We start from the raw sequence: 24,324 nt of genomic DNA, 5'->3' as shown, positions 1-24,324 counted from the left end.
CTTCTCATCGCCTGCCCGCAGGATGCTCACCGCACCCATCCAAGAAACCGCCGGTGCAGCGCGCCGGCCGGTACCCAGGTCAGGTCCGCCGACGCGCGGACCAGTTGAGCACCCAGGTAGAGGGCAAGCGACACCGGCGCCTCCTCGAACTCCGCGCTCAGCTCCCGCCGTCGGATCCGGCACGGCCACGGCGCGTCGCACCCGCCACAGCTCCAGATCGGCAACACCGGGCCGTGCCTGGTCACCGCGAGCCTCCGAGCAGCGACGCTGTGAGCGACCGCGCCTGCCGCCTGATCGCCCACTCCACCTGCCAGAACGGGGACGGAGCCAACAGCGAGCACCACGTCCGGCATCTCGTGCACATCCCGTCGAGCCCGCGAAGATGCACGCTCTTGATGCGCTGTACCCGGTCGTCGTTCACTGCTCCTCCTCTCCCGGCCAATGCCCCCGCCTGATCGGGATCCGGTGCCGGACTCGGCAGGGAAGGTCTCCGCCGCACCGGCAGACCCAGCGCCACTTACGCCACGACCACCCGGGCCGGTGCCGCCGTGCCAGGGTCATCGCGACTGCGATCAGGTACTGGTCGTAGGAGACTCGTCGCCACGGCGGTGAGCTGTCCCCCATCGCTGTCTCCCTTCGGCGGGCAGCACGACATGGCCGACACCCTCGGACGGGACCGGTTATGGAACGTTCGGTAACTACGACGCTACGATCACGACGGCGGCCGTTGAACTCACCACCAGTACGAGTGACTAGGCCAGACCCTGCTCACCGACGGTCGGTCGGAGGCAGAACGTCGACCACCGGTCAACGTAGGGGTGTCGGATGGCAAGTCAGGGGCGCTCGCGCTGTCATCGAGGTGGCGTGACCGGGTACCTGCTGAAACTGCTCCGTGAGTCCATCCCGCTGACTCAGGAGCAACTTGCGATCGAGCTGGGCGTAGACCGGGCCACGGTCCAGAGTTGGGAATCGGGACGCCGGCCCTTCACTGCGGTCGCATTCGGCCAAGCGATCGCTACCCGACAGAAGCTGGCGATGCTCGGCGCGAATGCCCTTCTGCTGGCCGCTCTCGACGACGCCGCAGAGGCGGACGTCACCCTCGCTGCGGTACTCGGCGCAAAGGTCGAACGGACCGATGTCACCGAGCAGCCGTTGGGCTGTTCAGTGCTCACCCATCGTCTGACCGACCTGATCCTCTGGGCCGTCCTCGGACAACCACCCACGTTTCTGAAAAGCCTCGCGATCTACGGCCCCCGCCGCGGACCCGTGTCCTCCGGCCCGCTGCTACTCGCCGACGAGCGGGCCGCGTTCTTCACACAACTCCACGTGCTCGCAGACCGCGCTGCCAGTCGACGGATCCCGGACGTCCTTCTGCACCGGCAAGCCTGCTTCCTCGCCGGCACGGACCCCACCGGAGCATCCGCCCAATGGCTTGCACAGAACAGTGTCAGAAGCACCCATCGCGCAGCCGTCTTCCACACCTGGTCGCCGCTGTGGACCGACGCTCGCTCCGTAGCGACCTCCCTCACCAACCAGGGCGACCCGGAACCGCTCCGAGACTTCATCGCACGCGCCCACCCGGACGACGCCTGCGACCGGGCCGCTCTCAACTACTCGGCCTACTGGGTCGGCGAAATCCCATACCGCCAGTGCGACGACTCCTTCATGCCCGCCGCCCACTCCGACTGGCGGGGCTCCCGCCTCCTCCGACACCTGGTCGAACGCCTCGACGGAGGGCATCCCTTCGTGGACCTCAACATCCACAACACGTGGGCCCTACTCACCGCACGACGCGGCCTCGCCCTCGACGACCCAACCATCGGAAACGCACTCGCCGACCGTAGCGCCAGTCTTCTCGACGGTGACGCGGTCTCAGAGCAGTCCCGGAGGGAACTGGCGTCTATCGTCTACAGCCTGCGCACCGACGGACTCACCGGCACAGGGACGGGCAGATGACTGACGACCACGACGCCGCAGGCGCGATGAGCTTCATCTTCGAAGCGGGCGTCCTCAAACGCGCCGCACGCACCGGATGGTGGTTCGCCGGCGTCAAGGACCCCGAGTCGATCGCCGACCACTCGTTCCGGACCGCTCTGATCGGGATCATGCTCGCTGCCATGGAAGGCGCCGACCCCGCCCGGGTGTCGATGATGTGCGTCCTGCATGACACCCAGGAGTCCCGGATCACCGACATCCCGCATATCGCCAAGCGCTACCTCACCGCCGTACCCAACACCGCCGTGACCGCCGACCAAGTCGCCGCCTGCCCACCAGCCGTCGCCGACGCCATCACCACTGCCGTCACCGAGTACGAGGCCGGCGAGAGCTTGGAAGCCGTCATAGCCCGCGACGCCGACAAACTGGAATGCCTCATGCAAGCCGTCGAGTACCGCCACCAAGGCATCGACAACGTCCAGCGCTGGATCGACAGTTCACGAGCGGCCCTCAAGACCGCCTCCGCGCACCGCCTCGCCGACGCCGCCCTCGCGGGACAGCCACTCGCCTGGCTCACCCCGCCGCCGTCGACAACTTAGGACAATCGGCCGTACAGAATCGGCTTGCCTGCTCCGGGATGCTTGCCTACCGTCGTGGGGCACCTCCCGGTGCGCAGGCAACGGCTACTTCCTCTCAAAGGGGAGACGTGGGTTCGAATCCCACCGCCACTTTGGGTGGCGTCGACCAGCGGCCCAGGTCACCTTGGCCCGCAAGGGCCGGTCGCCGTCGCCGCTCCGATCTCGGGAGGTGCGCTCACGCCGCACGCCCGGTGCGACGGACACGGCTACTTCTGGTGAAGGCCCTGCAAGGGCCTCGCGGTTCGAACCCGCAAACGCCGTGTCCACTTATGATCTCGGGCGTGTGGCGTGACCACATCCCATCGCCCTAAAGATCGCAAACTCCGTTGCCCGGCCAGCGCCGCCGCCGCTACGGTCGTGACCGCACTTCCCGGTGCATAGGCGACGGTTACATCTGGAGGGGTTCACGCCCCGGCGAAGGACCGCCCGTCGTCGACCTCGATCTCGGGGAGCGCGCGACCACGCCACACACCCGGTGCGCAGGCAACGGTTACTTCAGGGTTCCGCAGATGAGGGTTCAAGTCCCTCGCCGCCTTCGGGTGGATGGTTCAACGGACAGAACGGCGGACTAGTCCGTGGCCGATTCTGATCTCGGGTGTGCGGTGTGGTCGCGCCTTCCCGGCCGACCGACGTGGGGGACGTCATGGCCAAGTTCAACATCAAGCTGCGCAAGAGCCGAAACCAGCCGACGACCGCCGAGGGCGCGCGGGGCTTCACCCGTGAGCCGCGCACCGAGCTGTTCCTGCTCGGTGTGTCGAACATGGTCGGCGAGGACACGTTCTACGAGGGCGCCACGGACCGGGACGCTCGCTTCCGGGACCTGGTCGCCGCCGTGGCCGTCGCCGATCCCGACTGGTTCTCCCGTTTCGTGCCGTGGCTCCGGTCCGGCGCGATGATGCGCTCGGCGTCCGTGGTGGCGGCTCTGGAGGGCGCTCGCGCCCAGGTTGCCGCAGAGATTCCGGGTTCGCGGGCGGTCGTGGACGCCGCGTTGCAGCGTGCGGACGAGCCGGGAGAGGCTCTGGCGTACTGGCTGGCTCGCCATGGCCGGGCTCTGCCGAAGCCGGTGAAGCGGGGCATCGCCGACGCGGCGGTCCGGCTGTACACCGAGCGGAGTCTGCTCAAGTACGACTCCGTCGGGAGCCAGGTGCGCTTCGGTGACGTCATCGACCTGACACCCCACCGCGAAGGACGAGCGGCAGGGTGACCTGTTCCGGCACGCGCTGGATCGACGTCACCGGCGTAACAACCCGCTGCCGGCGTCGCTGCGGATGCTGGCGGCGCGGGACGCGCTCATGGCGTTGCCGGTCGAGCAGCGCCGGGAGGTCACCGATCCGGCGGTGCTGGGCGCGGCCGGTATGACGTGGGAGGCCCTGGCCGGCTGGCGACAGGGCGCGATGGACGCCGCGGCGTGGGAGTCCATCATCCCGACCATGGGCTACCTGGCGTTGCTTCGCAACCTGCGCAACTTCGACCAGGCCGGAGTCGGCGACGCCGTCGCGGAGACGGTGGCGGCCAAGCTCTCCGACCCGGGCGAGGTCGCCAGCTCGCGGGTGCTGCCGATGCGTTTCCTGTCGGCGTACAACGCGGCACCGAGCCTGCGGTGGGCGTACCCGCTGGAGAAGGCGTTGCAGCACGCCCTGGTGAACGTGCCGGCTCTGGACGGGCGGACCCTGATCCTCATCGACACGTCCGGTTCGATGCAGAGTTCGTTCAGCAAGGACGGCGCGCTGCGCTGCTGGGACGCCGCCACGGTGTTCGGCCTCGCGCTGGCCGCCCGGGCGCGGGCGGCGACGGTGGTGTCGTTCTCCAATGCCAGCCGGGTGTTCCCGGTGGTGGCGGGCGAGTCGGTACTGGCGGCGGTGCGCCGGTTCAAGGACGGCGGCTACTTCTACGGCATGGGAACGGACACCGCGAAGGCGGTACGCGGGCACTACGGCGGGCACGACCGGGTGGTCATCCTCACCGACGAGCAGGCCCACTGGCACGGTGCGGCGGACGTCACCGCGGCGGTGCCCGCAGCGGTGCCGGTGTACACCTGGAACCTGGCTGGTTACCGGGTCGGACACACGCCGACCGTTGGCAACCGACACACGTTCGGCGGTCTGTCCGACGCCGCGTTCGCGATGATCCCGCTCATCGAGGCCGGCTCCCGCGACCGGTGGCCCTTCTGATCCCCGCTGCGGGGCTGGAACTGCCCCGCAGCGGGATCGACCGCCGCTCGCCCCGTCGACCGTTCAGCGGCGGGATCGGCCTCGACGCACCGCCCAGATTCCAGCGACGATTGCCGCCGCCGTCGGCAGGAGGCAGCAGAGGGTCAGGATGGACAGGTGCCACGGCTTGATCGCTCCCACGGCTGTGAGAGTAGGCATCGTTGACCACCAGCGCTGCCCGGCAGGGCCGAGCATGCTGTCGTCGGAGCCGGCAGGCCGCGAGCGGGGCTGCTCAGATGGTGTGCACCAGCCGGAAGCGCTGGGTCACCACCAGGGTGTCGTCGTCGACCGTGAAGCCGGGATCGCCGAACTCCTCGCGCACCTCCGCGCTGTGCCAGAACGTCTCGTGCCCCGCTCGCCACTGCGCCACCGACTCGTCTCCCTCGCCCTCGTCCAGGGCGTGTTGCAGGTCGACGTCGGCGAGCCGGAACACCCGCACCTCGGTCAGCTCGATCACCGCGACCCGTCGGTCCTCGGAGTCCACCACCGCGGATCGCCGCCCAACCTCGGGCAACGGCTCATTCGCGCGCTCGTACCCGACCAACAGGGCCGACGTCGAGGTCTTCGCGCCGGACAGGATCGCGGCCACCAGCTTGTCTCTCAGCGGCCCTGGGAACGCGAACTCGGCACGCGGCAGATCATCGACGACGTCCATGCGGGGAGGGTACGCGGAACAACGAGCCGCGAGTGACTCTCGCTTCATGCACACGCGCACGGTGGCGCTCACCTACGATCTAGCCCCATGCGTCGAGTCGCGCCGATACTGGCATTCGTGCTTCTGCTGGCTCTGACCGCCTGCACCTCGGAGCCGGAGGAGACCGGACGCAGCACGTTGGCCGTCTTCCTGGACAACGACGTGACGGCAGCGAAGAAGGATGCTGTGGAGCAGCGTCTACGGTCGATGCCCAGTGTCGAGGACGTCGCCCTCGAAACCCGCGAGCAGGCGTACGAGAGCTTGAAGGAGTCGCTGAAGGACAGCCCGGACCTGCTGGCGGATCTGAGGCCGGAGATTTTGCCGGAGTCGTTCCGCGCCACCGTCACCGATGCCTCGCTCGCCGAGGCGGTCGAACTGGTGATGGCCGAGGTTGACGGCGTCGAGGACGTGGCGCTCAGGATCGCAGAGACCGACCCTCTTCCGTCGCACATCGGGGTCATCGTCCGGCTCGAGTCGGGGGTGACCGGCGAGCAACGAGCCGCCGTGGAGAAAGCCGTCCGGGCGCTGCCGCACGCGGAGTCGGTTGCGTTCGAGGACCGCGACGCCGCGTACGAGCGCCTGCGCAAGCAGTGCCGGGGCAAGGATGAGTTGGCCGCGCAGCTCGACCCACAGATGACGCGCGCGTCGTTACGCTTCCGGGCGCCCCTGGAACCGAAGGGACCGGGGCTGTCCGAGCTTCTGAAGCTCGACGGGGTCGACGTTGTGCGGCTGGTCCCGGTGACGATGGTGTAGGTGCGTTCTTCCCGCCGAATCGGGCCGGCCCTGCCGATCCTGTCGAGGGCTACCGCTGCCAGGTGTCGATGGTCTGGACGCTGTCGCGCACGACCCGGTTCATGATGGCGGAGTTGCCACTGGTGCCTTCCCAGCCCTGATCGTTGAGCACGGTCACGGTGCCGTCGACGCGTGCCACGGCGATCTGGCTGGACGCGGTGCCGCCGGTGCGTTCTCCGTTCATGCTCGTCTCGGCCCACGTTCTGGTCACCAGCAACGCCTCGTCTCCGACGCCGGGCAGAGCTCGCCCCTCGACGTCGACGGCGTTTCCGGCCTCCTTGTAGGAGGGACAGGCCTGCACGGCACTGCGGAGCCGTCGCATGTAGTCCGCGGCGCCGTGGCCATCGAAGGTGAAGATCGTTTGATGGATCATGCCTTGCGGCACGTTGCTGGCTGGTTCGTCGGGCGTCTTGTAGGTGACGGTCATCGAGGCGCTCGCGGTGACCTGTCGGCCTCCGGTGCCGAACTCGTTGCCGCACATCGTCGGCAGGGCGTCCGCGACGGGCGTCGCCCGTCGGGGGGACTTGCGCAGTTCGGGTGGCAGTTCGACGAAGGCCGACGTCGGGATCGTCACCCGGGTGCTTGCGCTCGGAGATGGTTGGTCGACCTGGTTCGTCGGTGCCGACGCGGTCGTCGGCGGTGCGGTCGACGAAGCCGGGCCGGGCTGGTCCTCGCGAACGGTGCAGGCGGTGGTGAGCGCGACGGCGCCGAGTATCGGCAGGGTCAGCGCGAGCATCCTTCGTGCTCGGGCGGTCGCCAGCGGTGTGTAGTGGCTCATTTTTCACCTCGTCGTCTCTGCTCGGGCATTCCCCGTGGTGAAGCCATCTTCAGGGGCAGCGCCCGACATGCCCGTTGTGCCACGCTGTTGCGGTGACCACCTACTCGCGTGGGGCTGGGCGCGTCGCCGTGGCCGCGCTCGTCGCGATGCTCGGCTCCTGCGGAACAGGCCAGCGAGACGCTGGTGCCGTGCCGGCGCACGACGCGACCGCCACGGCCGGGCCAACCGCCAGCGACGCACGGCAGGACGCGAAGGACGCGCGCATCACCGTCAAGGCTTCCTACAAGGGGGCGGGGCAGAGGTTTCACAACGTCGGCCCGGACACCGTTCACGTTCTCAGCACCACAGGCAGCGCAGGGATCTGCCTCGACCGGCCGGGTCGAGTGACCATCAACGAGGTCGAGGCCGAGTCGTCCAAGGGCGAAATCCGGGTTGAAGCCTTCGCGCTCTCACCGTTGCGCAGTTCCGTCGACCGCAGTGCCACTCCTCTGTCTGGCGGTCCGGTTGTCCTCGACAGAGCCGCAGCTTGCGTCGCTGACGACCCGCAGGTCAGGAACGACCCCGAGGCCATGGCCGGGCTGTCGCTGCGGGTGCGAAAGGTCGGTCACCAGACGGCCATCGCCGAGCAACTGGTCCTGCGCTACACGTCCGGGGGCCACCCCTACGAGTTCTCGCTGCGCTACAGCATCGCGCTCTGCGCACCGGATGACCCGACGACCCGCGAGTGCCAGCCCGTCGGCTGAATAGGCCGCGTGGTTCGCTGACCCGCCGACAAGGTCAGTTCGCGTCGGGCATCCACGGTCCGAGCACCGCGGGGTCGGCGACCGCCTTGTCCACCTGCGCACGCTCCTCGGTGGTCAGCGACAGCGCCCGGAGCCGGGTCCCCCAGTCCGGCACGCGCTCCGGCTCCCCCAGCGCCACCGACAGTTCGATCAGCCCGGCGAGCGCCAACCCCTGTTCGACGGCCGACGCGCCGTCGCCGTGCCGGCGCAGCCCCGAGTTGAGCGCCCGGTACGCCGCCCGGTCGTCGGACTTGAACTCGCGCAGGATCCGCGCGTTGTCGAGCACCCGGGACAACCCCTGCAACGTCGTCGACCCGCCGTACTCCAACTCCACGGGCTCGTCCCGCTGGATGAAGATGATGGTGTTGCCCGACGGGTCGACGATGCTGAACCGCGACGCGCCGGGCCGGTAGCGGGTCATCCGGGGCAGTCCCTTGGCGAGCACCTTGCCGTAGGTGCGGCGCATCGCCTCGGTGAACGACGCGTGGTACGCAGCGACCGCGTCAACCATCACCAGGCAGCCGCCGGTGGTCTCCGCCGACGGGTCCAACCCAAGTGGCGCGCGGCCGTAGTGCAGCTCGAACCCACTCCACCGCAAGGCCAGGTAGACGTACGGCTTCGTCTGCTCGTAGGTCACCTCGAACCCCAGGGAACGCCAGAACGCCAGGGTCTCCTCGGGTGACACGCAGTGCAGCAGCGGCACCGTGGTCTCGTTCGGCTGGACACGGTCCTCGTTCGTCGTCATCGCCACCCCCGGTCCGGTCGACAGACCGGCCATTCTGCCAGCGTCGGCGAAGGACCCCGACCAGGTTTCGTCTCCTACCCAGGGAGGAGGCGCCGCTCCGACCGGCGGCCGCAACCGGGGCTCGCGGTCGGACGCGATGAGCGGACGCGGTCGGAAGTATCTACAGGCATGACTACCGCGCTGCGCCGGGCGGCACACTGGCACCGCCCCCTGATGGTTTTCGTCTACGCGATGGCGGTGCTCACCGTCATCTCCGCGGTCGGCATCCTCGTCGACTCGCGCGTCCTCACCGGGTCGCCGATCTGGCTCAAGCCGTTCAAGTTCGCCGTGTCCTTCGTGGTGTACGGCACGACCCTCGCCTGGATGCTCTCCCTGCTGCCGCGCCGCAGCCGGGTCGCGGAGTGGGCGGGCACGGTCATCGTCTCGATGGCGGTGATCGAGATGGTGGTGATCGTCGGGCAGGTGCTCCGCGGCACGACCAGCCACTTCAACGGAACCAGCCCACTGAACGCCGCCCTCTTCACGGCGATGGGTGCGGCGATCATGGTCCTGTTCGCCGCGCACTTCGTCATCGGGCTCGTGGTGCTGATCCGGCGGATCACCGATCGGGCCGCCGCCCGCGCCGTCGGGTGGGGGCTCGGCCTGTCGCTGCTGGGCATGCTCGCGGCGGTGCCGATGGTGCTGCCGATGCAGGATCCGGGGATCGACGGGGTCTCCGGGGCGCACGCGGTCGGCGTACTCGACGGCGGGCAGGGGCTGCCGCTGGTCGGCTGGAGCACCACCGGCGGGGATCTGCGGATCGGGCACTTCGTGGGGCTGCACGCGCTGCAGGCACTGCCGATCCTGGCGATCCTGCTGAGCCGGTTCCTCGGGGCGCGGTTGGACGAGCGCACCCGGGCACGGCTGGTGGTCGTGGCGGGCGCGGCGTACGGCGTACTCACGGTGTTGTTGACCTGGCAGGCCCTGCGCGGGCAGCCGCTGCTGCGCCCGGACGCGCTCACGCTGGCCGCCGTCGCGGCCCTGGTGGTCGCGACCGCGACCGCCACCGGCGTGGTGCTGGCTCGCCGGCGCAGCCCGGAACTGGCGCTGGCCGCATGACCGGGACCCTGTTCACCCTGACGTTCGCGGTGGCCGCGCCGTTCTGGGCGCTGATGATCCTGCTGCCCCGCTGGTCGTGGACCGCACGGATCATCTCCTCGCCGCTGATCGTGCTGCCGGTCGTGGTGATCTACGCGCTGCTGGTGATCCCGGCGTTCGGTGACGTGCTGCCGGCCGTGGCGTCACCGACCCTGGACGGCGTGCGCGACCTGCTCGGCACCTCCGACGGCGCGGCGGCGGGGTGGGCGCACATGATCGCGTTTGATCTGTTCGTCGGGCGGTGGGCGTGGCTGGACAGCCGGGAACGGGGGGTACCGGCGCTGGTCATGGCTCCGGTGCTGGTGCTGACCATTCTGCTCGGACCGCTCGGCCTGGCCGCCTACCTCGCGGTTCGATACCGGTGGCCGCAGGGACGTGTCCCCGGGCCGCAGGGCCTAGGCTGACCACCGTGCGGTGGGTGGGACGGCTGTTCGATACGCGGGACACGCTCGTGCGGATGGTGCTGCTCGACGTCAGCGGCCTGGGCTACCTGGTTTTCGGCACCCAGGCCGGCCGGCCGCCGACGGCCACGCAGTGGGTCCTCGCGGTGGTCGCGTTCGCCCTCGGGCTGGTGTTCCACCGTCGGCCGCTGGTCAACCTGGTGGTGCAGGCCGGGCTGCTGGCGGTCGCGATCCCCCTGATCGACGACACCACGATCAACCAGGTGGGCGCCAGCTGGGCGTTGCTCGAGGTGACGATGCGGGCGCGTCGAGCGCGCCGCATCTGGCTCGCCGCCGTGCTGCTGGCCGTGGTCGATCTGACCGACTCGATCGGTGATCCGATCGGCCGGTTCGCCTCCGGTGTCTTCGGGCTGACTCTGGAGGTTGGCGTGCCGGTGCTGCTCGGCCTGGTCATCCGGACCAACCGGGAGCTCGGTCGGCAGGCCGTGGAGCGGGCGACGGCGGAGCAGCGCCGGCACGAGTCGGAGAGTCGCGCCGCGCGCGCCGACGAACGCAGCGCCATCGCCCGCGAGCTGCACGACGTCGTCGCGCATCACGTGGCGTCGATGGTCCTGCGGGTCGGTGTGGCCCGGCACGTGCTCACGGACCTGGATCCCCGGGTGGGCGAGGTGTTCGACGACGTGCACGGCACGGGGACCGCCGCGCTGGCCGAGATGCGCCGGCTGGTCACGGTCCTACGCGACCCCGACGGGGTACGCGGTGACGCGGCGCTGACCGCGATCGAGCCGTCCGCGCTCCCGGCGGCACTCGGTGCGACGGTCGACCGGGCCCGCCAGGCGGGAATCACCGTGGAGGCCGACATCGACCCGGCGGTCGGCTCACTCGACGCGGTACGCGGCCTGGCCGTGCTGCGCCTGACCCAGGAGGCGCTGACCAACGTGGCCAGGCACGCCGGGACGTCCGCGTTGGCGCACCTCGTGGTCGCCGTCCGCGACGGGGCGGTGCACTGGGAGGTCTCGGACAACGGGCGCGGCGCGGTGCCGGTGGCGGTGCCGTCCGGAGGCGGGCACGGCATCACCGGCATGCGCGAGCGCGTCGAGGTCCTCGGCGGTCGGCTGGAGGCGGGCCGGACCGGCGCCGGATGGCGGGTGCGCACCGTCCTCCCGGCCGTGGCCTCCGCACCCGCCGCCGGGACGCCGGCCGTGTCGGTGCCCCGTGACCGCGAGGCACCCGCCGGGTCACCCGCGCCGGAGCCGGCGTGATCCGCGTCCTGCTGGTCGACGACCAGCACCTCATCCGGGCGGGTCTGCGCATGCTCTGCGACGCCCAACCCGACATCGAGGTGGTCGGCGAGGCCGACAACGGCCGCGACGCGATCCCGCTGGCCGCGCGGCTGATCCCCGACGTCGTCGTCATGGATTTGCGCATGCCCGGCGTCGACGGAATCACGGCGACCAGCCGCATCCTCGCCGAGCGCCCCGCCACCCGCGTCCTGGTGCTGACCACCTTCGGCGACGACGACCACCTCTATCCCGCCCTGACCGCCGGCGCCTGCGGATTCCTGCTCAAGGACGCACCACCCGCCGAGCTCGTGGACGGCATCCGCCGGGCGGCCGTGGGTGACAGTCCGTTCAGCCCCGAGGTGCTGCAACGCCTGGTCCAGCGCGCGGTGCACGCCCGCGCCGAGACGCCCCGGCCGGTGCAGGGCCTGACCGCCCGCGAGCAGGACGTGCTGAACCTGGTCGCCGAGGGTCTGTCCAATACCGAGATCGCCGACCGGCTGCACATTGGCGTGACCACGGTCAAGACGCACATCACCAACCTGATGACGAAGACCGACAGCCCCAACCGGGTACGCCTGGCCCTGTTCGCCCGCGGCGCCTGAGGGCGGGAAGAGACGCGACATCGGCGTGGTCGTGCCCCTTGACGTACCGCTGGGAGCGCTCCAAGATCGACTACAGCGGACCCCCGCGCACGGTGGGCCGCCCTAGTCGGGTCTGGTGGACAGTTGCTGAGCGCATTCGGTCTGACCGAGCTGGAGGAGACGGTCTACCTGGAGCTGGTTCGCGGCCGGGCGGGTACCGCGACCGAGCTGGCCCAACGCGTCGCGGTCACCGTGGCCGAGGCGGAGCAGGCGCTCGACGCGCTCGCCCGGGCCGGCCTGGTACGCCTGGTCGCCGGCCGCGCCGGCGCCGCTCCCCCCGATTTGGCCATCGAGTCGCTGCTCAATCAGCGGATGCGCGAACTCCAGGAGGCGCGCGTCGGCCTGTCGGAGTGGCTGCGGGAGCAACGCGCCGCGGACCCGATGGACCAGGGCGTCCAACTGGTGGTCGGCGTGCCCGCGATCATGCAGGCGTTCGACCAGTTCCTGCGCGGCGCCCAGGACGAGGTGCTCGGCTTCGACCGCCCGCCGTACGCGGCTGTGCTGCACGACAACCCGACCGAGGTGGAACTGCTCGACCGGGGCGTCCGCTTCCGCGTCGTCTACGACCGACACGGGCTGGAACGGCCGGGCGCCGCGGCCCACATCGGCCGGTTCGTCGCGGCCGGGGAGCAGGCACGGGTCGCCACGAACGTGCCGGCGAAGCTCGCCGTCGCCGACCGTCGGGTGGCGCTGCTCTCCTTCCCGACCCAGGACCAGAGCGTCGAACCCTGGGCGCTGGTGGTCCGCGGTGTCACCTGGGTGGAGGTGCTCGTGGCGCTGTTCACCGAGGTGTGGGACCGGGCCACGCCGCTGCGGCTCGCCCCCGCCACGGCCCTGATCGACGACGTCGACCGGCAGGGCGCACCCACCCCGACCGACCGGCAGATCCTGTCGTTGCTGATGACCGGCCTGCCCGACAAGGCGGTCGCCTCCCAGCTGGGCATCTCCCTGCGTACCGTGCAGCGGCGGCTGCGACAGTTGATGGACGCGACCGGCAGCGCCACCCGGATGCAGCTCGGGTGGTTCGTCGCCCGCAACGGCTGGCTCTGAGCCCGAGGCGGGGCCTGCCGACCCTGGAGGTGTCGGCAGGCCCCGGTCCTCACTTCGTGACGGTGACCGACACGGTGATCGGGGTCGCCGCCCCCTTCGCACCGTTGTTGGTCACCAGCAGCGTGGCGACGTGCGTACCCGGGGCCAGGCCGGTGGTGTCGACGGTGACGGTCAGGCCGACCTTCGCCCCCGGCTCCACCTGACCGGACGCGGCGGCGGACAGCCACGGCACGTCGCTGTACGCCGGAAGCGAACCGTCGACGTGGTAGACCTTGCTGCCGTACGGCCGGCCGGTCGCGTTACCGAGCACCCACAGGTCACCCCGCTCGTCCAGGTCGAGCCCGGCGCCGCTGAGCGGGTTCGGGTCCGGGTCGGGCAGCGAGGCGAGCGGCTGGCAGGTGGCCGGGTCGAGTGCCCAGATCGACTCCTTGGAATCCTGGTTGATGCCCCACAACACGTTGTGTTCCTCGTTGAGGGCCAGCCCGGTCATCCATGGGATGGGCGGGGTGCACTCGCTCAGCACCGACCCGGGCTGCGGGTGGGACAGGCCGGCGAGGTGCCGGATGACCCCGTCGCCGCTGAGGTAGAAGGTGTCGTCCGACGCGCGGTGGGCCAGCCCGTAGTAGAGCTTGCCGGCCCACGGCCCGGTGATGGTCTCCTTCACCTCCAGGGTGTCCGGGTCGAAGCACACGATCGGCAGGTCCCCGACGAACGACATCTTCGGCGCGCACATCAGGTCCCGGTTCGGCACGTACGCCATGTCCGACGGCCAGCCGCCGATCGGGAGCACGCCCTTGCCCAGCGAGCGGCCGTCGGTGGTGAAGCGCTGCAGCTGCCCGAACAGGTACGAGTTGGAGACGATCAACTCGCCGTTGCGGTACCCGACGCCGAACGCGTTGTAGAGCTCCTTCACCGGGAACGAGCTGAGCACCCGACCGGGGATGCCGGACGGCGGGGTGGGCGAGTTGATTTCCCGGGCCAACCAGGTGGCCGGCAGGTCACCCCGGTTGTTCAGGGTCACCGTCGCGGTCCGGGTCACCCCGGCCCGCGCGGTCAGCGCGACCGCGTTCCGGTTGGTCAGCAGCAGCGGCGTACGCAGTGCCAGGTCGCGCTTGACCACCTTGGCCTCCGCCACGGCGACCGAGGTGCTCGGCAGGTCATAGCCCGGTTGCAGGGCGGTCACGGTGACCGGTCCGACCGGCGCCTCCAACTGGTAAAAGCCGTCCGGGTCGGTGGTCGCGGTGATCGGCTGCGGCGCGTCCGGTGACTCGACCCGTACCGTCGCGCCGGCCAGCGGCTGGCGGTCGTTGGCGTCGCTCACCGTGCCCCGCAGCAGACCGCGGCCGGGAAGCCGGAAGGTGACCGCGCGTGCGGCGTCGAGCACCTGCTCGTCGCGGGAGTACGTCAGCGCGTCCCGGCCGGTGGCGTCCTCGATGCCGACGGTCGCCGAACCGCCGGTCGCCGCCCCGGTGGCGCCGAGCTTGCGGTACTCGATGGTGACGTTGCCGTTCTCACCGAGGCGCACCTGCACGTCGACCCGGGTCTTCGGCGCGCTCTTGAGCGCGGCCCGGGTCCAGCTGACCACGAACTGCCGGTTCATACCGGCCCCGGAGACCCGGGTGCGCACGGTCGAGGCGTGGTCCAGGACCAGGTCGTCCCAGAACGCGTAGACGGCCGGGGCGGAGACCGCCGGCGCGGGCAGCGGCCCGTTGTCGCCGACCGAGGTGGTCGCGTCCGCGCCGAAGGTCAGGTAGCCGTCGGTGTGCACGGTGATCCGGCGGTAGGTGCTGCCGTAGAACGTCATCGGGAACGGCAGGTCGAGGCCCCGGCTCGCGGTGTCGCCGGTGAGGGCGAGCACGCTGCCGCCATCGGTCCAACCGGCGGCGGCGGTCCCGGCCCGGTAACCGTGCCGGTCGGCCTTCGCGGCGAGCGCCACGTCCACCGTCTCCGGCCCGTCCACGGTCAACGCCACCGTCTTCGGTGCCAGCCACCGGCCGTACTCGACCAGCACGTCGTAGTCGGCCTCGGGCAGCAGCCCGCTGTAGCGGCCCTTGGCGTCGGTGACGAACGCCGGGAACGTCTCCCCGACGAGCGCCAGCCGGGCACCCACGACCGGCTCACCGGCCGGGTCGGTGACCCGGCCCTGGATGGGCTGCCAGGCGGCGGGCTCGGACAGGTCCAGCGTCGTGTTGGTCGTGCCGCTGGCCGGCACGGTGATCGTCTGCCGCACGGTCTTGCGCGCGAAGAACGACGCGGTCAGCGTGTACTCGCCGGCCGGGACACGACCCAGCTGGACGGTGCCGTGTGCGTCGCTGCGGGCGCCGCGGCTGACCAGCGCGGAGGTGAGGGTGATCCGCGCCCCGGACAGGGCGACCCCGCCCACCGTCGCGTGCACCACGACACCGCCGAGCTGCTCGGTCGAGGCCTGGGTCACCAGGTCGTACGCGTCGAGCCGGCCCTCACCGTAGACGTTGTTGTCGGCGGGGGTTCCGCCGCACTGCAGGTCGTTGACGTCGTGTGCGGTGCGGTCCAGCAGCTCGCGGGTGATCACCAGGTCACGGCGCAGGTTGGGCACGGCCGACCAGGCCAGCGCGACCGCTCCCGCGACGTGCGGGGCGGCCATCGAGCTGCCGTCGCTCAGGCCCCAGTCGTTGCCCGGGATCGTGGACAGGATGCCGACGCCGGGGGCGGTGATGTCGGGCCGGACCGTGCCGTCCGGGCCCGGCCCACGGCTGGAGAACGGGGCGATCGTGCCGCCGGCGTCGGTCGCGCCGACTGCGTACGCCAAGGGGTTGATCGCCGGATGGCCGGCCGTGCCGCACGGCTCGGGCATCTCTTCGGCCTCGTTGCCGACCGCGAAGACCGGGAAGATGCCGGCGGCGACCCAGGAGTCGATGATCGTGTCGTAGAAGGTGGGGTCACCGTCGTGGCCGCCCCAGGAGTTGTTGATGATGTCCGGCGCGAGGTCGGGGCGGGGGTTCTCGCCGTTGTGGTCGGTGGGCGCGAGCATCCACTGGCCGGCGGCGAGCAGCGAGCTGTTGCTGCAGTAATTGGCCTCGCAGCCCTTGGCCGCGATCCAGGTGGCACCCGGGGCCACCCCCGTGATCCGGCCCTCGCCGTCGTCGCCGAGCATCGACCCGACGGTGTGGGTGCCGTGCCCGTAGTTGTCGCAGGGCGTCGAGGGCAGGCAGATCCCGGTCGGGTCGAACCAGTTGTAGTCGGAGGTGAAGGTGCCGTCGTCGTTGTTGCCGCGGTACTGCCGGACCAGCGCCGGGTGGTCGTACTGCACGCCGGAGTCGATGCTGCCGACGACGACGCCCTCGCCGCGCGTGCCGTACTCGCGCCAGACCTTGTCGGCGCCGACCGCGCCCAGGTTCCACGGCAGTTGGGTGGTGTCGGCGGACGCTCCGGCGGTGCGGACCGGCTCCTCCAGTCGGGTCCCGCCGATCGCGGTGATCCGCTCGACGTCCGCCCGGCGGGCCACCTCGGTCAGCAGGTTCAGGTCACCGCTGACCTCGATGACGTTCGCGATCCAGTACGGGGTGAAGTCGGCGTGCCGGTCCCGCAGCAGCGAGCGGAGCCCGCGTTGGGTCTTCTCGGCGTGCGCCACCTTGGTCTCGTAGACCCGCTTGGTGCGAGCGACACGTCCGGCGCGGCCGCCGACGGACCTCTCGACACGGTCCAGGTCGCCCTGGTCCAGTTTGGCCTCGTCGGTCAGCTCGACGAAGAAGCTGGTGCTGGCGCCGGTGCGGGCCGGCCCGAGCACGCGCGGGTCCACCTTGCGCAGCGGGTCGACCGCGCCGCCGGTGGACGCGGGCGTGGGTGCGGCCACGGCGACGCCGGTGGGCAGGGTCAGCACGACGGCCAGAGCGGCGCCGATGGCGCTCATGGCCCGGGGTGCCCGGTGTCTGGATCTGAGCATGAAGACGTTCCTCCCTCGGGCGGTCGCCCGGGAAGGCCGACACCGCCGTCGCCGATTCTCAGCCGCGGAGCGCCCGGTGGAGCGGCATGATCGCTGGCGAAGCACGGACATGGCGGGTCTCCGCCATCGGGCGTTGGCCCCACCGACACCGGCGCGCCACTGCGAAGGGGTGGACGTTCAGTCCCGCAGCCGCGTGGACACGACAATGACGAGCACGAGCGGCACGATCAGCAGCGCCGGCGCGACCACCGGCAGGTGCAGGGCGACCAGGGCTCCGACCGCCGCGCCGGTGATCAGGGCCAGCAGGACCTGGGCCTTGGGCCGCAGGCTGTCCCACGGGCTGCGCGCCGCCACGCCGGCGATCAGGCTCGTCAGGGTCCCGGTCAGGTACGTGGAGGACAGGCCCGGCACGCCGAAGCGCTGAATCGCACTGCTCTGCACGCCCAGCGCCGCTGCCGACAGCAACAGGAGCGCGACGTCCACGTGGTCGTCGTGGTGCGGGAGGTTGACCTCCCAGACGATGAGGAACACGACGAACACCAGGAGTTCCAGGACGAGCGCCCAGGTGACCCGCCGTGGCCAGACGGGGTCGTCCGGCTGGGCCGAGCCGACGAGGCGGGCGCCCGCGAGGACACCGACGATGAAGGCGACGATGGCGCACCCCGAGGTCAGGGCGAGCTCGGCGTCACCTCTACCGGCCGAGAGTCCGAGCAGGACCATGTTGCCGGTCATGACGCTGGAGAAGGCTCCGCCCAGGGAGAGGAAGCCGATGGCGTCGGCACTGCCGGTGAGGAAGGTGAGGACGACGACGAGTGCCTGCCGTCGACGCAGGAGGCGCTGCCGTCCGTACGGGGTGCTGGAGGGGCGGGTGACGTGGGGCGCTGTGCTCGACACTGTCGGCTACCTCCAAAGATTGTTCTTCGTATACACTTTGCCCCGGATGATTCACGGAGAGGCGATCCAGGTGGCTGAAGATCTGCGGGACAAGCTCGGCACTCAACACCTGCCGCTACGCGACCAGGTCCTCACCGCCCTGCGGACCGCCATCATCGACGGCGACTACCTGCCCGGGGAGCGGCTGACCGAGGACCGGCTGGCCGAGGACTTCGGCGTCTCCCGCAACCCGGTCCGCGAGGCGCTGCGCGTCGCGGAGGCGGAGGGCTTCGTCGTGATCCTCCCCCGCCGCGGCGCGGTCGTCGCCTCCCCGAGCAGCGGCACCATCTCGGACATGTTCGTCGTCCGCGAGCGCCTGGAGGCACTGGCCGCCCGGCTGGCGGCCGAGCGGGCGACCAAGGCGGACGTGGCCGCCCTGCGGCTGCTGCTGGAGCAGGGCCGGGAGGCGACGGAGCGCCAGGACCTGCGCCGGGTCGCCGAGTTGAACAGCGCCCTGCACCTGCGGATCCTCCAGATCAGCGGCAACCCCTGGCTGTCGTCGATCGCCAAGGCGCTGTACCTCCATGTCCAGTGGGTCTTTCGGCTGGGGGCCGCGGAACGCGCACCACACTCGTGGGCCGAGCACATCCAGTTGGTCGACGCCATCGAGTCAGGCGACGGCGACCGCGCCGAGCGGGCCGCCCTCGCCCATCTCGACGCGGCGTCCGCGGCCGCCTACGAGAACGCCGAGGGCGGCTACGGCACCGGCACCCGCTAACGCCCGCACGCGTAGCCCTGCATGCCCCGCGGGTTCGCGCCGGCAGCGAGCACGCCGGTGGCCGGGTCGCGGGTCACCGCGCAGAGCCGACCGAGGCTCCACGCGTCGGAGAGCCGCACCTCGTGCCCGTACGCCCGCAGCGCCGCCAGCACGTCCTCGTCGACGCGGTCCTCCACCACCAGGACACCGGGCTCCATCGCGCGCGGGTAGAACGACCCCGGCAGGCTGACGGTGTGCCACGCGGGCGCGTCGATGGCCTCCTGAAGGGACTGACCGCCGGCGAGGTGACGCAGCAGGAACGGCAACTGCCACTGGTCCTGCTGATCGCCGCCGGGCGTGCCACACGCCAGCACCGGCTCCCCGTCGCGGTGCACCATTGTCGGGCTCAACGTGGTACGCGGGCGTCGGCCCGGAGCGAGCGACGAGGCGAGACCCTCCTCCAGCCAGAACATCTGCAACCGGCTGCCCAGCGGGAAGCCGAGGTCCGGAATGGTGGGCGAACTCTGCAACCAGCCACCACTCGGGGTAGCAGAGATCATGTTGCCCCAGCGATCGACCACGTCCACGTGGCAGGTGTCGCCGCGGGTCACCCCGTCCGCCTGCACCGTCGGCTCCCCCGTCGTCGGGTCCGTCGAGTCGGCCCGGCGGACGGCACCGGGTCGGACGTGCGCCGGGAGGTGCGGCTCCGCCCCGTCCGGCCGCCCCGGTCGCAGCTCCGCCGACGCTCGGGCGCCGATGAGGGCTGCCCGCTCGCGCGCGTACTCCCGGGAGAGCAGCGCCTTGGCGGGCACGTCGGCGTCGTCGCCGTACCAGGCCTCGCGGTCGGCGAAGGCGAGCTTGAGCGCTTCGACCTGGGCGTGGATGCCGGCCGCGGTCGACGGGTCGTACGCGCCGGGGTCGTCGAGCGCGTCGAGGACGGACAGCGTCTCCAGCAGCACCGGGCCCTGACCCCAGAACCCGGTCTTCGCCACCGAGTAGCCGTGCCAGTCCAGGGTGGCCGGTTCCTCCCAGGTCGCCGAGAAGGCGGCCAGGTCGGCGCCGGTGACGAGCCCGGCGTGCGGGCTCCCGCTGGAGTCCTGGAACGGCTCCCTGCTGAACCGGTCGATCGCCTCGGCGACGAAACCCGTACTCCAGGCCCGCCGTGCGGCCTCGATCTGCGCCTCCCGGTCCGCGCCGGCGGCCTGCCCGGCCTGAACCAGTTTCTGCAGGGTGCGCGCGTAGGCCGGGTTGGCGAACAGCTCCCCCGCCGCCGGAGGCCGGCCATCGCGCAGCCAGAGCTGGGCGGAGGTGGGCCAGTGCTCCTCGAACAGCGACCGGACGGTGGCCACGGTGTCCCCGACCCGACCCAGCAGTGGGTGGCCCGCCCCGGCGTAGCCGATCGCCGGCTCCAGCACCTCGTCGAGGGAGAGCGTGCCGTGGTCGCGCAGCAGGAGGAGCCAGGCGTCCACGGCGCCGGGCACGGCCGCCGCGAGCGGGCCGGATCCGGGGATGAGGTCCATCCCGAGGTTCCGGAAGTGCGCGATGGTGGCCCCGGCCGGCGCCGGCCCCTGCCCACACAGCACCTTCGGGGTCGGGTCCTGGGCGGTCGCCACGATGGCCGGTACCTCGCCACCCGGCCCGTTGAGGTGTGGTTCGACGACGTGCAGGACGAACCCGGCGGTGACCGCGGCGTCGAAGGCGTTCCCGCCGCGTTCGAGGATCCCCATGGCCGCCTGGCTGGCGAGCCAGTGCGTCGAGGACACCATGCCGAAGGTTCCCTGCAGCGTCGGTCTGGTGGTGAACGTCATGACAACACCTCACTCGTATCTGGGGCCCGGACGTCGGGCCCACTGCCGTCCGGTTGGACCAGGTGGCACGCGGCCATGCCGTCGCCGATCCCCACCTGCGCCGGCACCTCCGTCGCGCACCGGTCGAACGCGAGCGGGCACCGGGTGCGGAACCGGCAGCCGGACGGCGGATCCAGGGCGGACGGAAGGTCGTCGCCGAGCAGCACCGGCTGGCGCTGCCGTTGACGGACCGGGTCGGCCACCGGCGCCGCCGACAGCAGCGCCTGCGTGTAGGGGTGGGCGGGCCGAGCGAAGATCCGCTCGCGCGAACCCTTCTCGACGAGCTGGCCCAGGTACATGACGGCGATGTCGTCCGCCAGGTACTCGACGGCGGACAGGTCGTGGGTGATGAAGAGGCAGGCGAACCCGATGTCGCGTTGCAGGTCGGCGAGGAGGTTGAGCACCGACGCCTGCACGGACACGTCGAGCGCGCTCGTCGGTTCGTCCGCGATGAGCAACCGGGGCTCGGAGATCAGGGCCCGCGCGATGCTGACCCGCTGGCGCTGCCCGCCGGAGAGCTCATGGGGATAGCGGCGCGCGACCTCGGCACGCAGACCCACCCGCTCGAGCTCCGTGGCGACCCGGGCCTCCCGGTCACGCCGCGGGATCCGCTTCCCGGACAGTCGCAACGGCTCCGCCACGACCTCGCCCACCAGCATGCGCGGGTCCAGTGAGGCGGCGGGGTCCTGGAAGACGATCGACACCTCACTGCGGTGCGGGCGTAGCTGTCCCCGGGACAGGTGCGTGACGTCCGTACCGGCGATCCGGACCACACCCGCGGTCGGTTCCACGAGCCGCACCACGCAGCGACCCACCGTCGATTTTCCGGAGCCGCTCTCCCCCACCAGGGCCGTGACCCGGCCCCTCGGAATCGTGAGGGACACGCCGTCCACGGCGCGTACCGGGCCGAAGTGCATCACCAGGTCCTCGATGACCAGGGCGTCCGGCTGGGCCGTCATCGGTTCGCCTCCTCGCGCTCGCGGGGCGTCGGGCAGGGGTGCCAGCAGGCCGCGAGGTGGTCCGTGCCGCCGGCCCCCGCCACCTCCAGGGGCGGCGCGGATTCGCGGCACCGCTCGTCGGCGGCGGGGCACCGGTCCGCGAAGGTACACGCGTCCGGCTGGACCGACAGGACGGGCACCAGACCGGGGATCTCCTGCAACCGGTCGGTGCCCGCGTGCCTCCCCGGCGTCGGTGACGCCGACAGGAGCCCGGCGGTGTACCGGTGGTACGGGTGCGCGAACAGGTCGGTGACCGGTGCCCGCTCCACCACCCGCCCGGCGTACATGACGACGACGCGGTCCGCGATGTCGGCGATCACGCCGAGGTCGTGCGTGATGACCAGGATGCTCGTGCCGAGCCGGTCGCGCAGGTCCCGGAGCACCTGCAGGATGCCGGCCTGGACCGTGACGTCCAGCGCGGTGGTCGGTTCGTCGGCCACCAGCACCTTGGGGCCGCAGGCCACCGCCATCGCGATCATCACGCGCTGGCGCATGCCTCCCGAGAGCTGATGCGGATAGTTGTCGACGCGTTTCGCGGCGGACGGGATCCCGACGAGCGTCAACAGCTCGACCGCGCGGGCCCGGGCGGCTCGTCGGGACATCCGTTCGTGGATCTGGAGCACCTCGCCGATCTGCCGCCCGACGGTGAGCACGGGATTGAGCGACGTCATGGGCTCCTGGAAGATGTAGGCGATCTCCTTGCCGCGTACGCCGCGGAGCGCCGACTCCCGGGTGCCGACGAGCTCGGTGCCGTTCAGCCGCACCGACCCGGAGATCCGGGCGCTGCCGGGGAGCAGTCCCGCGATGCTCATCGCGGTGACGCTCTTTCCGCATCCCGACTCGCCCACCATCCCGACGATCTCTCCGGGTGCGAGATCCAGGCTGACCCCGTCGACCGCCGAGACGGTCCCGGTCTCGGTGGGGAACGAGACCGAGAGGTCGCGTACCGCCAGGACGGGTGTGGCGACCGCGGCGGCGGGTCCCGCCCGTTCGGCTGTGGTCATCCCCGGTCTCCCTTCGGGTCGAGGGCGTCCCGGAGGGCGTCGCCGAAGACGTTGAACGCGAGCGCCAGCCCCATGATGACGACGCCGGGAAGGACCGCCGCCCACGGGGCTCGGGCGGCGAACTGCTGGGCGGTGGCCAGCATGGTGCCCAGGCTGGGGGCCGGGGGTTGGATGCCGAGGCCGAGGAACGAGAGCACCGCCTCGCCGAGGATCGCGGCCGGGATCGCGACCGTCGCCTGCACCAGGATCACCGATGTCGCGTTCGGCAGGACGTGCCGGGCGAGCACCCACAGGTCGCTCGCGCCGTCCACGACGGCGGCGGCGACGAAGTCCAGCGACTTGAGCCGCAACGTGTCCGAGCGCACCACCCGGATCACCCCGGGGATCTGGGCGATGCCGATGGCCACGGCGGCGTTGCCGAGGCTGGCGCCCCGGATGGCCGCCAACCCGACCGCCATGATCAGGAACGGGAACGCGAGCAGCAGGTCGGTGAAGCGCGAGATGACGGCGTCCCAGGCCCGGAAGTAGCCGGCGGCTAGCCCGAGCGGAACACCGATGACCAGGGAGGTGGCCACCGCCAGGAGCCCCACCTGGAGCGACGCCCGCGCCCCGAGCATGATCCGGGACAGCACGTCCCGCCCGAGGTCGTCGGTGCCGAGCAGGTGGCCGGGGCTGCCGGGGGGTGCGAACGTGCGGGCGAAGTCGGTCTGGTCGACGGAGTACGGCGCGATCCAGGGCGAGAGCAGCGCGATGACGGCTGCCAGCGCGAGCACGACGAAACTCACGACGGCGAGCGGGTTGCGTCGCAACCGCCGCAGAACGCGCGTACGTCGGCTGATGCTGACGGAACCGGTCTCCGCCATGGGAACGGTGAGGACGGTCATGCCGGATCTCCCGTCACCCTGATTCGTGGGTCGATGACCGAGTAGAGCAGGTCAACGAAGAAGTTGATCACGATGTACGCCGTCGCGGTCAGCAGGACGACGGCCTGGATCACCGGGTAGTCCCGCTGGAACACCGCGTCGATGGTCATCTTGCCGAAGCCCGGCAGCCCGAAGATCTGTTCGGTGACCACCGCGCCCGAGATCAGGCCCCCGAGTTGGAGGCCCACCACGGTCACCACCACGATGAGGCTGTTCCGCAGGGCGTGCTGGGTGATGACGGCTCGCGGCCGCAGGCCCTTCGCCTTCGCCGTCCGTACGTAGTCGGAGGAGAGCGAGTCCAGCATCGCCGACCGGGTCTGCCGCATGATGATGGCGGCGAGGCCGGTCCCGAGGATCACCGCCGGCAGGACGATGTGGTGCAGGTTGTCCAGCGGGTCCTCCAGGATCGGCACGAAGCCGGAGGCGGGGAACAGCCCCGTCGCCACGGAGAGGTACAGGATCGCGAGCAGCCCGAGCCAGAAGTGCGGCACCGACAGGCCGATCAGGGCCATGCCGTTGGCCACCCACTCCGCCGGGCGCCCGCGGCGTACCGCCGCGAGCACCCCGGCGCCGACGCCGAGCGCCGTGGCGAGAAGGATCGCCAGGACGGAGAGTTCAACGGTCACCGGCAGGGCGGTCGTGAGCATCGACGAGACCGGCGTACCGGTCCGGATCGACACCCCGAAGTCGCCCTGCACCATGCGTTCCACGTACTGCGCGAACTGCAGTGGCAGCGGCTGATCGAGCCCGTAGTGCCGACGGATGGCCTCCAGCGCCTCCGGCGAACGGTCCTCCCCGGCCAACGCGAGGGCCGGATCACCGGGGAGCGCCCGTACGCCGAAGAACACCACGATCGTCGACAACAGCAGGGTCAGCGCCGACTGCCAGGCGCGGGTGAGGAGATACCGGGCCAC

General features: G+C 71.1%; 23 protein-coding genes. 12 read left to right on the top strand and 11 right to left on the bottom strand.

All coding sequences use genetic code 11. The features are described 5' to 3' along the window. Positions 1-26 precede the first annotated feature (26 nt). Positions 27-245 carry a hypothetical protein gene (locus ACWD5O_RS29440; RefSeq protein ID WP_450087287.1) on the bottom strand — a complete coding sequence of 73 codons (219 nt, stop codon included), beginning with the start codon at positions 243-245 and terminating at the stop codon, positions 27-29. Between the two features lie 580 nt (positions 246-825). Here ACWD5O_RS29440 and ACWD5O_RS29435 point away from each other — a divergent pair. The 4 genes from ACWD5O_RS29435 (at position 826) to ACWD5O_RS29420 (ending at position 4,744) form a co-directional block, all read left to right on the top strand. Next, entirely contained in the window at positions 826-1,956 is a 1,131-nt protein-coding gene (locus ACWD5O_RS29435; protein ID WP_450087286.1) for a helix-turn-helix transcriptional regulator, read from the top strand. Further along, the gene (locus tag ACWD5O_RS29430) at positions 1,953-2,534 is read left to right on the top strand and encodes an HD domain-containing protein (RefSeq protein ID WP_450087285.1); all 582 of its coding nucleotides are present in this window, start codon (positions 1,953-1,955) and stop codon (positions 2,532-2,534) included. The genes ACWD5O_RS29435 and ACWD5O_RS29430 overlap by 4 nt, the downstream gene beginning before the upstream one ends. Positions 2,535-3,177: 643 nt before the next feature. Then, positions 3,178-3,777 carry a hypothetical protein gene (locus tag ACWD5O_RS29425; protein WP_450087284.1) on the top strand — a complete coding sequence of 200 codons (600 nt, stop codon included), beginning with the start codon at positions 3,178-3,180 and terminating at the stop codon, positions 3,775-3,777. Between the two features lie 64 nt (positions 3,778-3,841). Beyond that, on the top strand, positions 3,842-4,744 hold the full coding sequence (locus ACWD5O_RS29420; protein ID WP_450087283.1) for a TROVE domain-containing protein: 903 nt from the start codon (positions 3,842-3,844) through the stop codon (positions 4,742-4,744). A 271-nt stretch (positions 4,745-5,015) separates the two neighbouring features. Here ACWD5O_RS29420 and ACWD5O_RS29415 read toward each other — a convergent pair whose 3' ends face one another. Further along, positions 5,016-5,438, bottom strand: coding sequence for an ASCH domain-containing protein (locus ACWD5O_RS29415; RefSeq protein WP_450087282.1), 423 nt, complete (start codon positions 5,436-5,438; stop codon positions 5,016-5,018). Between the two features lie 87 nt (positions 5,439-5,525). Here ACWD5O_RS29415 and ACWD5O_RS29410 point away from each other — a divergent pair, with 87 nt between their 5' ends. Then, positions 5,526-6,230, top strand: a complete 705-nt coding sequence (locus ACWD5O_RS29410; protein ID WP_450087281.1) for a permease-like cell division protein FtsX — start codon at positions 5,526-5,528, stop codon at positions 6,228-6,230. A 49-nt stretch (positions 6,231-6,279) separates the two neighbouring features. On the opposite strand, the gene ACWD5O_RS29405 is transcribed toward ACWD5O_RS29410, so the two are convergent. Then, a complete protein-coding gene (locus tag ACWD5O_RS29405; RefSeq protein WP_450087280.1) occupies positions 6,280-7,047 on the bottom strand; it encodes a hypothetical protein in 768 nt (255 codons plus the stop codon). Between the two features lie 92 nt (positions 7,048-7,139). Between ACWD5O_RS29405 and ACWD5O_RS29400 the strand changes: the two genes are divergently transcribed. Beyond that, the gene (locus tag ACWD5O_RS29400) at positions 7,140-7,790 is read left to right on the top strand and encodes a hypothetical protein (protein WP_450087279.1); all 651 of its coding nucleotides are present in this window, start codon (positions 7,140-7,142) and stop codon (positions 7,788-7,790) included. A 34-nt stretch (positions 7,791-7,824) separates the two neighbouring features. Here ACWD5O_RS29400 and ACWD5O_RS29395 read toward each other — a convergent pair whose 3' ends face one another. Then, positions 7,825-8,607, bottom strand: coding sequence for a glyoxalase (locus ACWD5O_RS29395; RefSeq protein ID WP_450087278.1), 783 nt, complete (start codon positions 8,605-8,607; stop codon positions 7,825-7,827). Positions 8,608-8,742: 135 nt separating this feature from the next. Between ACWD5O_RS29395 and ACWD5O_RS29390 the strand changes: the two genes are divergently transcribed. The 5 genes from ACWD5O_RS29390 to ACWD5O_RS29370 all read left to right on the top strand — a co-directional run bounded on the left by ACWD5O_RS29390 (position 8,743) and on the right by ACWD5O_RS29370 (position 13,086). Then, positions 8,743-9,672 carry a hypothetical protein gene (locus ACWD5O_RS29390; protein ID WP_450087277.1) on the top strand — a complete coding sequence of 310 codons (930 nt, stop codon included), beginning with the start codon at positions 8,743-8,745 and terminating at the stop codon, positions 9,670-9,672. Beyond that, a complete protein-coding gene (locus ACWD5O_RS29385; protein ID WP_450087276.1) occupies positions 9,669-10,115 on the top strand; it encodes an ABA4-like family protein in 447 nt (148 codons plus the stop codon). Before ACWD5O_RS29390 ends, ACWD5O_RS29385 begins: the two co-directional genes overlap by 4 nt. A gap of 53 nt (positions 10,116-10,168) precedes the next feature. Further along, entirely contained in the window at positions 10,169-11,374 is a 1,206-nt protein-coding gene (locus tag ACWD5O_RS29380) for a sensor histidine kinase (RefSeq protein WP_450087300.1), read from the top strand. Beyond that, positions 11,371-11,997 (top strand): response regulator transcription factor, encoded by a 627-nt coding sequence (locus tag ACWD5O_RS29375; RefSeq protein WP_354962550.1) that lies wholly within the window; start codon positions 11,371-11,373, stop codon positions 11,995-11,997. The genes ACWD5O_RS29380 and ACWD5O_RS29375 overlap by 4 nt, the downstream gene beginning before the upstream one ends. Positions 11,998-12,120: 123 nt before the next feature. Continuing rightward, positions 12,121-13,086 (top strand): helix-turn-helix domain-containing protein, encoded by a 966-nt coding sequence (locus ACWD5O_RS29370; RefSeq protein ID WP_354962551.1) that lies wholly within the window; start codon positions 12,121-12,123, stop codon positions 13,084-13,086. A 49-nt stretch (positions 13,087-13,135) separates the two neighbouring features. Here ACWD5O_RS29370 and ACWD5O_RS29365 read toward each other — a convergent pair whose 3' ends face one another. Beyond that, a complete protein-coding gene (locus ACWD5O_RS29365) occupies positions 13,136-17,008 on the bottom strand; it encodes a S8 family serine peptidase (RefSeq protein WP_450087275.1) in 3,873 nt (1,290 codons plus the stop codon). Positions 17,009-17,185: 177 nt separating this feature from the next. After that, positions 17,186-17,902 carry a YoaK family protein gene (locus ACWD5O_RS29360; RefSeq protein WP_450087274.1) on the bottom strand — a complete coding sequence of 239 codons (717 nt, stop codon included), beginning with the start codon at positions 17,900-17,902 and terminating at the stop codon, positions 17,186-17,188. A 46-nt stretch (positions 17,903-17,948) separates the two neighbouring features. Here ACWD5O_RS29360 and ACWD5O_RS29355 point away from each other — a divergent pair, with 46 nt between their 5' ends. Next, positions 17,949-18,659: a GntR family transcriptional regulator gene (locus ACWD5O_RS29355; RefSeq protein ID WP_354962554.1), complete on the top strand. Its 711-nt coding sequence runs from the start codon at positions 17,949-17,951 to the stop codon at positions 18,657-18,659. Here the strand turns inward: ACWD5O_RS29355 and ACWD5O_RS29350 are convergent. The 5 genes from ACWD5O_RS29350 to ACWD5O_RS29330 are packed head-to-tail and all read right to left on the bottom strand — an operon-like array spanning position 18,656 to position 24,324. After that, complete coding sequence (locus ACWD5O_RS29350; protein WP_450087273.1) at positions 18,656-20,446, bottom strand: gamma-glutamyltransferase family protein; 1,791 nt, start codon at positions 20,444-20,446, stop codon at positions 18,656-18,658. The two genes, ACWD5O_RS29355 and ACWD5O_RS29350, sit on opposite strands and share 4 nt — an antisense overlap. Beyond that, positions 20,443-21,444, bottom strand: coding sequence for an ABC transporter ATP-binding protein (locus tag ACWD5O_RS29345; protein ID WP_450087272.1), 1,002 nt, complete (start codon positions 21,442-21,444; stop codon positions 20,443-20,445). The genes ACWD5O_RS29350 and ACWD5O_RS29345 overlap by 4 nt, the downstream gene beginning before the upstream one ends. Beyond that, a complete protein-coding gene (locus ACWD5O_RS29340; RefSeq protein ID WP_450087271.1) occupies positions 21,441-22,487 on the bottom strand; it encodes an ABC transporter ATP-binding protein in 1,047 nt (348 codons plus the stop codon). Before ACWD5O_RS29340 ends, ACWD5O_RS29345 begins: the two co-directional genes overlap by 4 nt. Then, complete coding sequence (locus tag ACWD5O_RS29335; protein ID WP_450087270.1) at positions 22,484-23,371, bottom strand: ABC transporter permease; 888 nt, start codon at positions 23,369-23,371, stop codon at positions 22,484-22,486. The genes ACWD5O_RS29340 and ACWD5O_RS29335 overlap by 4 nt, the downstream gene beginning before the upstream one ends. After that, entirely contained in the window at positions 23,368-24,324 is a 957-nt protein-coding gene (locus ACWD5O_RS29330; protein ID WP_354962559.1) for an ABC transporter permease, read from the bottom strand. The genes ACWD5O_RS29335 and ACWD5O_RS29330 overlap by 4 nt, the downstream gene beginning before the upstream one ends.

Source organism: Micromonospora sp. NPDC005161 (assembly GCF_053599855.1).
This window is presented reverse-complemented; position numbering and strand designations above follow the sequence as displayed.

What these genes read in the sequence shown, in the direction of transcription:
- ACWD5O_RS29395 (WP_450087278.1), bottom strand. Translation starts at nt 8,607, where the DNA reads ATGGCCGGTCTGTCGACCGGACCGGGGGTGGCGATGACGACGAACGAG.
- ACWD5O_RS29335 (WP_450087270.1), bottom strand. Translation starts at nt 23,371, where the DNA reads ATGACCGTCCTCACCGTTCCCATGGCGGAGACCGGTTCCGTCAGCATC.
- ACWD5O_RS29415 (WP_450087282.1), bottom strand. Translation starts at nt 5,438, where the DNA reads ATGGACGTCGTCGATGATCTGCCGCGTGCCGAGTTCGCGTTCCCAGGG.
- ACWD5O_RS29405 (WP_450087280.1), bottom strand. Translation starts at nt 7,047, where the DNA reads ATGAGCCACTACACACCGCTGGCGACCGCCCGAGCACGAAGGATGCTC.
- ACWD5O_RS29420 (WP_450087283.1), top strand. Translation starts at nt 3,842, where the DNA reads ATGCTGGCGGCGCGGGACGCGCTCATGGCGTTGCCGGTCGAGCAGCGC.
- ACWD5O_RS29340 (WP_450087271.1), bottom strand. Translation starts at nt 22,487, where the DNA reads ATGACCACAGCCGAACGGGCGGGACCCGCCGCCGCGGTCGCCACACCC.
- ACWD5O_RS29410 (WP_450087281.1), top strand. Translation starts at nt 5,526, where the DNA reads ATGCGTCGAGTCGCGCCGATACTGGCATTCGTGCTTCTGCTGGCTCTG.
- ACWD5O_RS29350 (WP_450087273.1), bottom strand. Translation starts at nt 20,446, where the DNA reads ATGACGTTCACCACCAGACCGACGCTGCAGGGAACCTTCGGCATGGTG.
- ACWD5O_RS29355 (WP_354962554.1), top strand. Translation starts at nt 17,949, where the DNA reads ATGATTCACGGAGAGGCGATCCAGGTGGCTGAAGATCTGCGGGACAAG.
- ACWD5O_RS29345 (WP_450087272.1), bottom strand. Translation starts at nt 21,444, where the DNA reads ATGACGGCCCAGCCGGACGCCCTGGTCATCGAGGACCTGGTGATGCAC.
- ACWD5O_RS29435 (WP_450087286.1), top strand. Translation starts at nt 826, where the DNA reads ATGGCAAGTCAGGGGCGCTCGCGCTGTCATCGAGGTGGCGTGACCGGG.
- ACWD5O_RS29380 (WP_450087300.1), top strand. Translation starts at nt 10,169, where the DNA reads ATGGTGCTGCTCGACGTCAGCGGCCTGGGCTACCTGGTTTTCGGCACC.
- ACWD5O_RS29365 (WP_450087275.1), bottom strand. Translation starts at nt 17,008, where the DNA reads ATGCTCAGATCCAGACACCGGGCACCCCGGGCCATGAGCGCCATCGGC.
- ACWD5O_RS29390 (WP_450087277.1), top strand. Translation starts at nt 8,743, where the DNA reads ATGACTACCGCGCTGCGCCGGGCGGCACACTGGCACCGCCCCCTGATG.
- ACWD5O_RS29430 (WP_450087285.1), top strand. Translation starts at nt 1,953, where the DNA reads ATGACTGACGACCACGACGCCGCAGGCGCGATGAGCTTCATCTTCGAA.
- ACWD5O_RS29385 (WP_450087276.1), top strand. Translation starts at nt 9,669, where the DNA reads ATGACCGGGACCCTGTTCACCCTGACGTTCGCGGTGGCCGCGCCGTTC.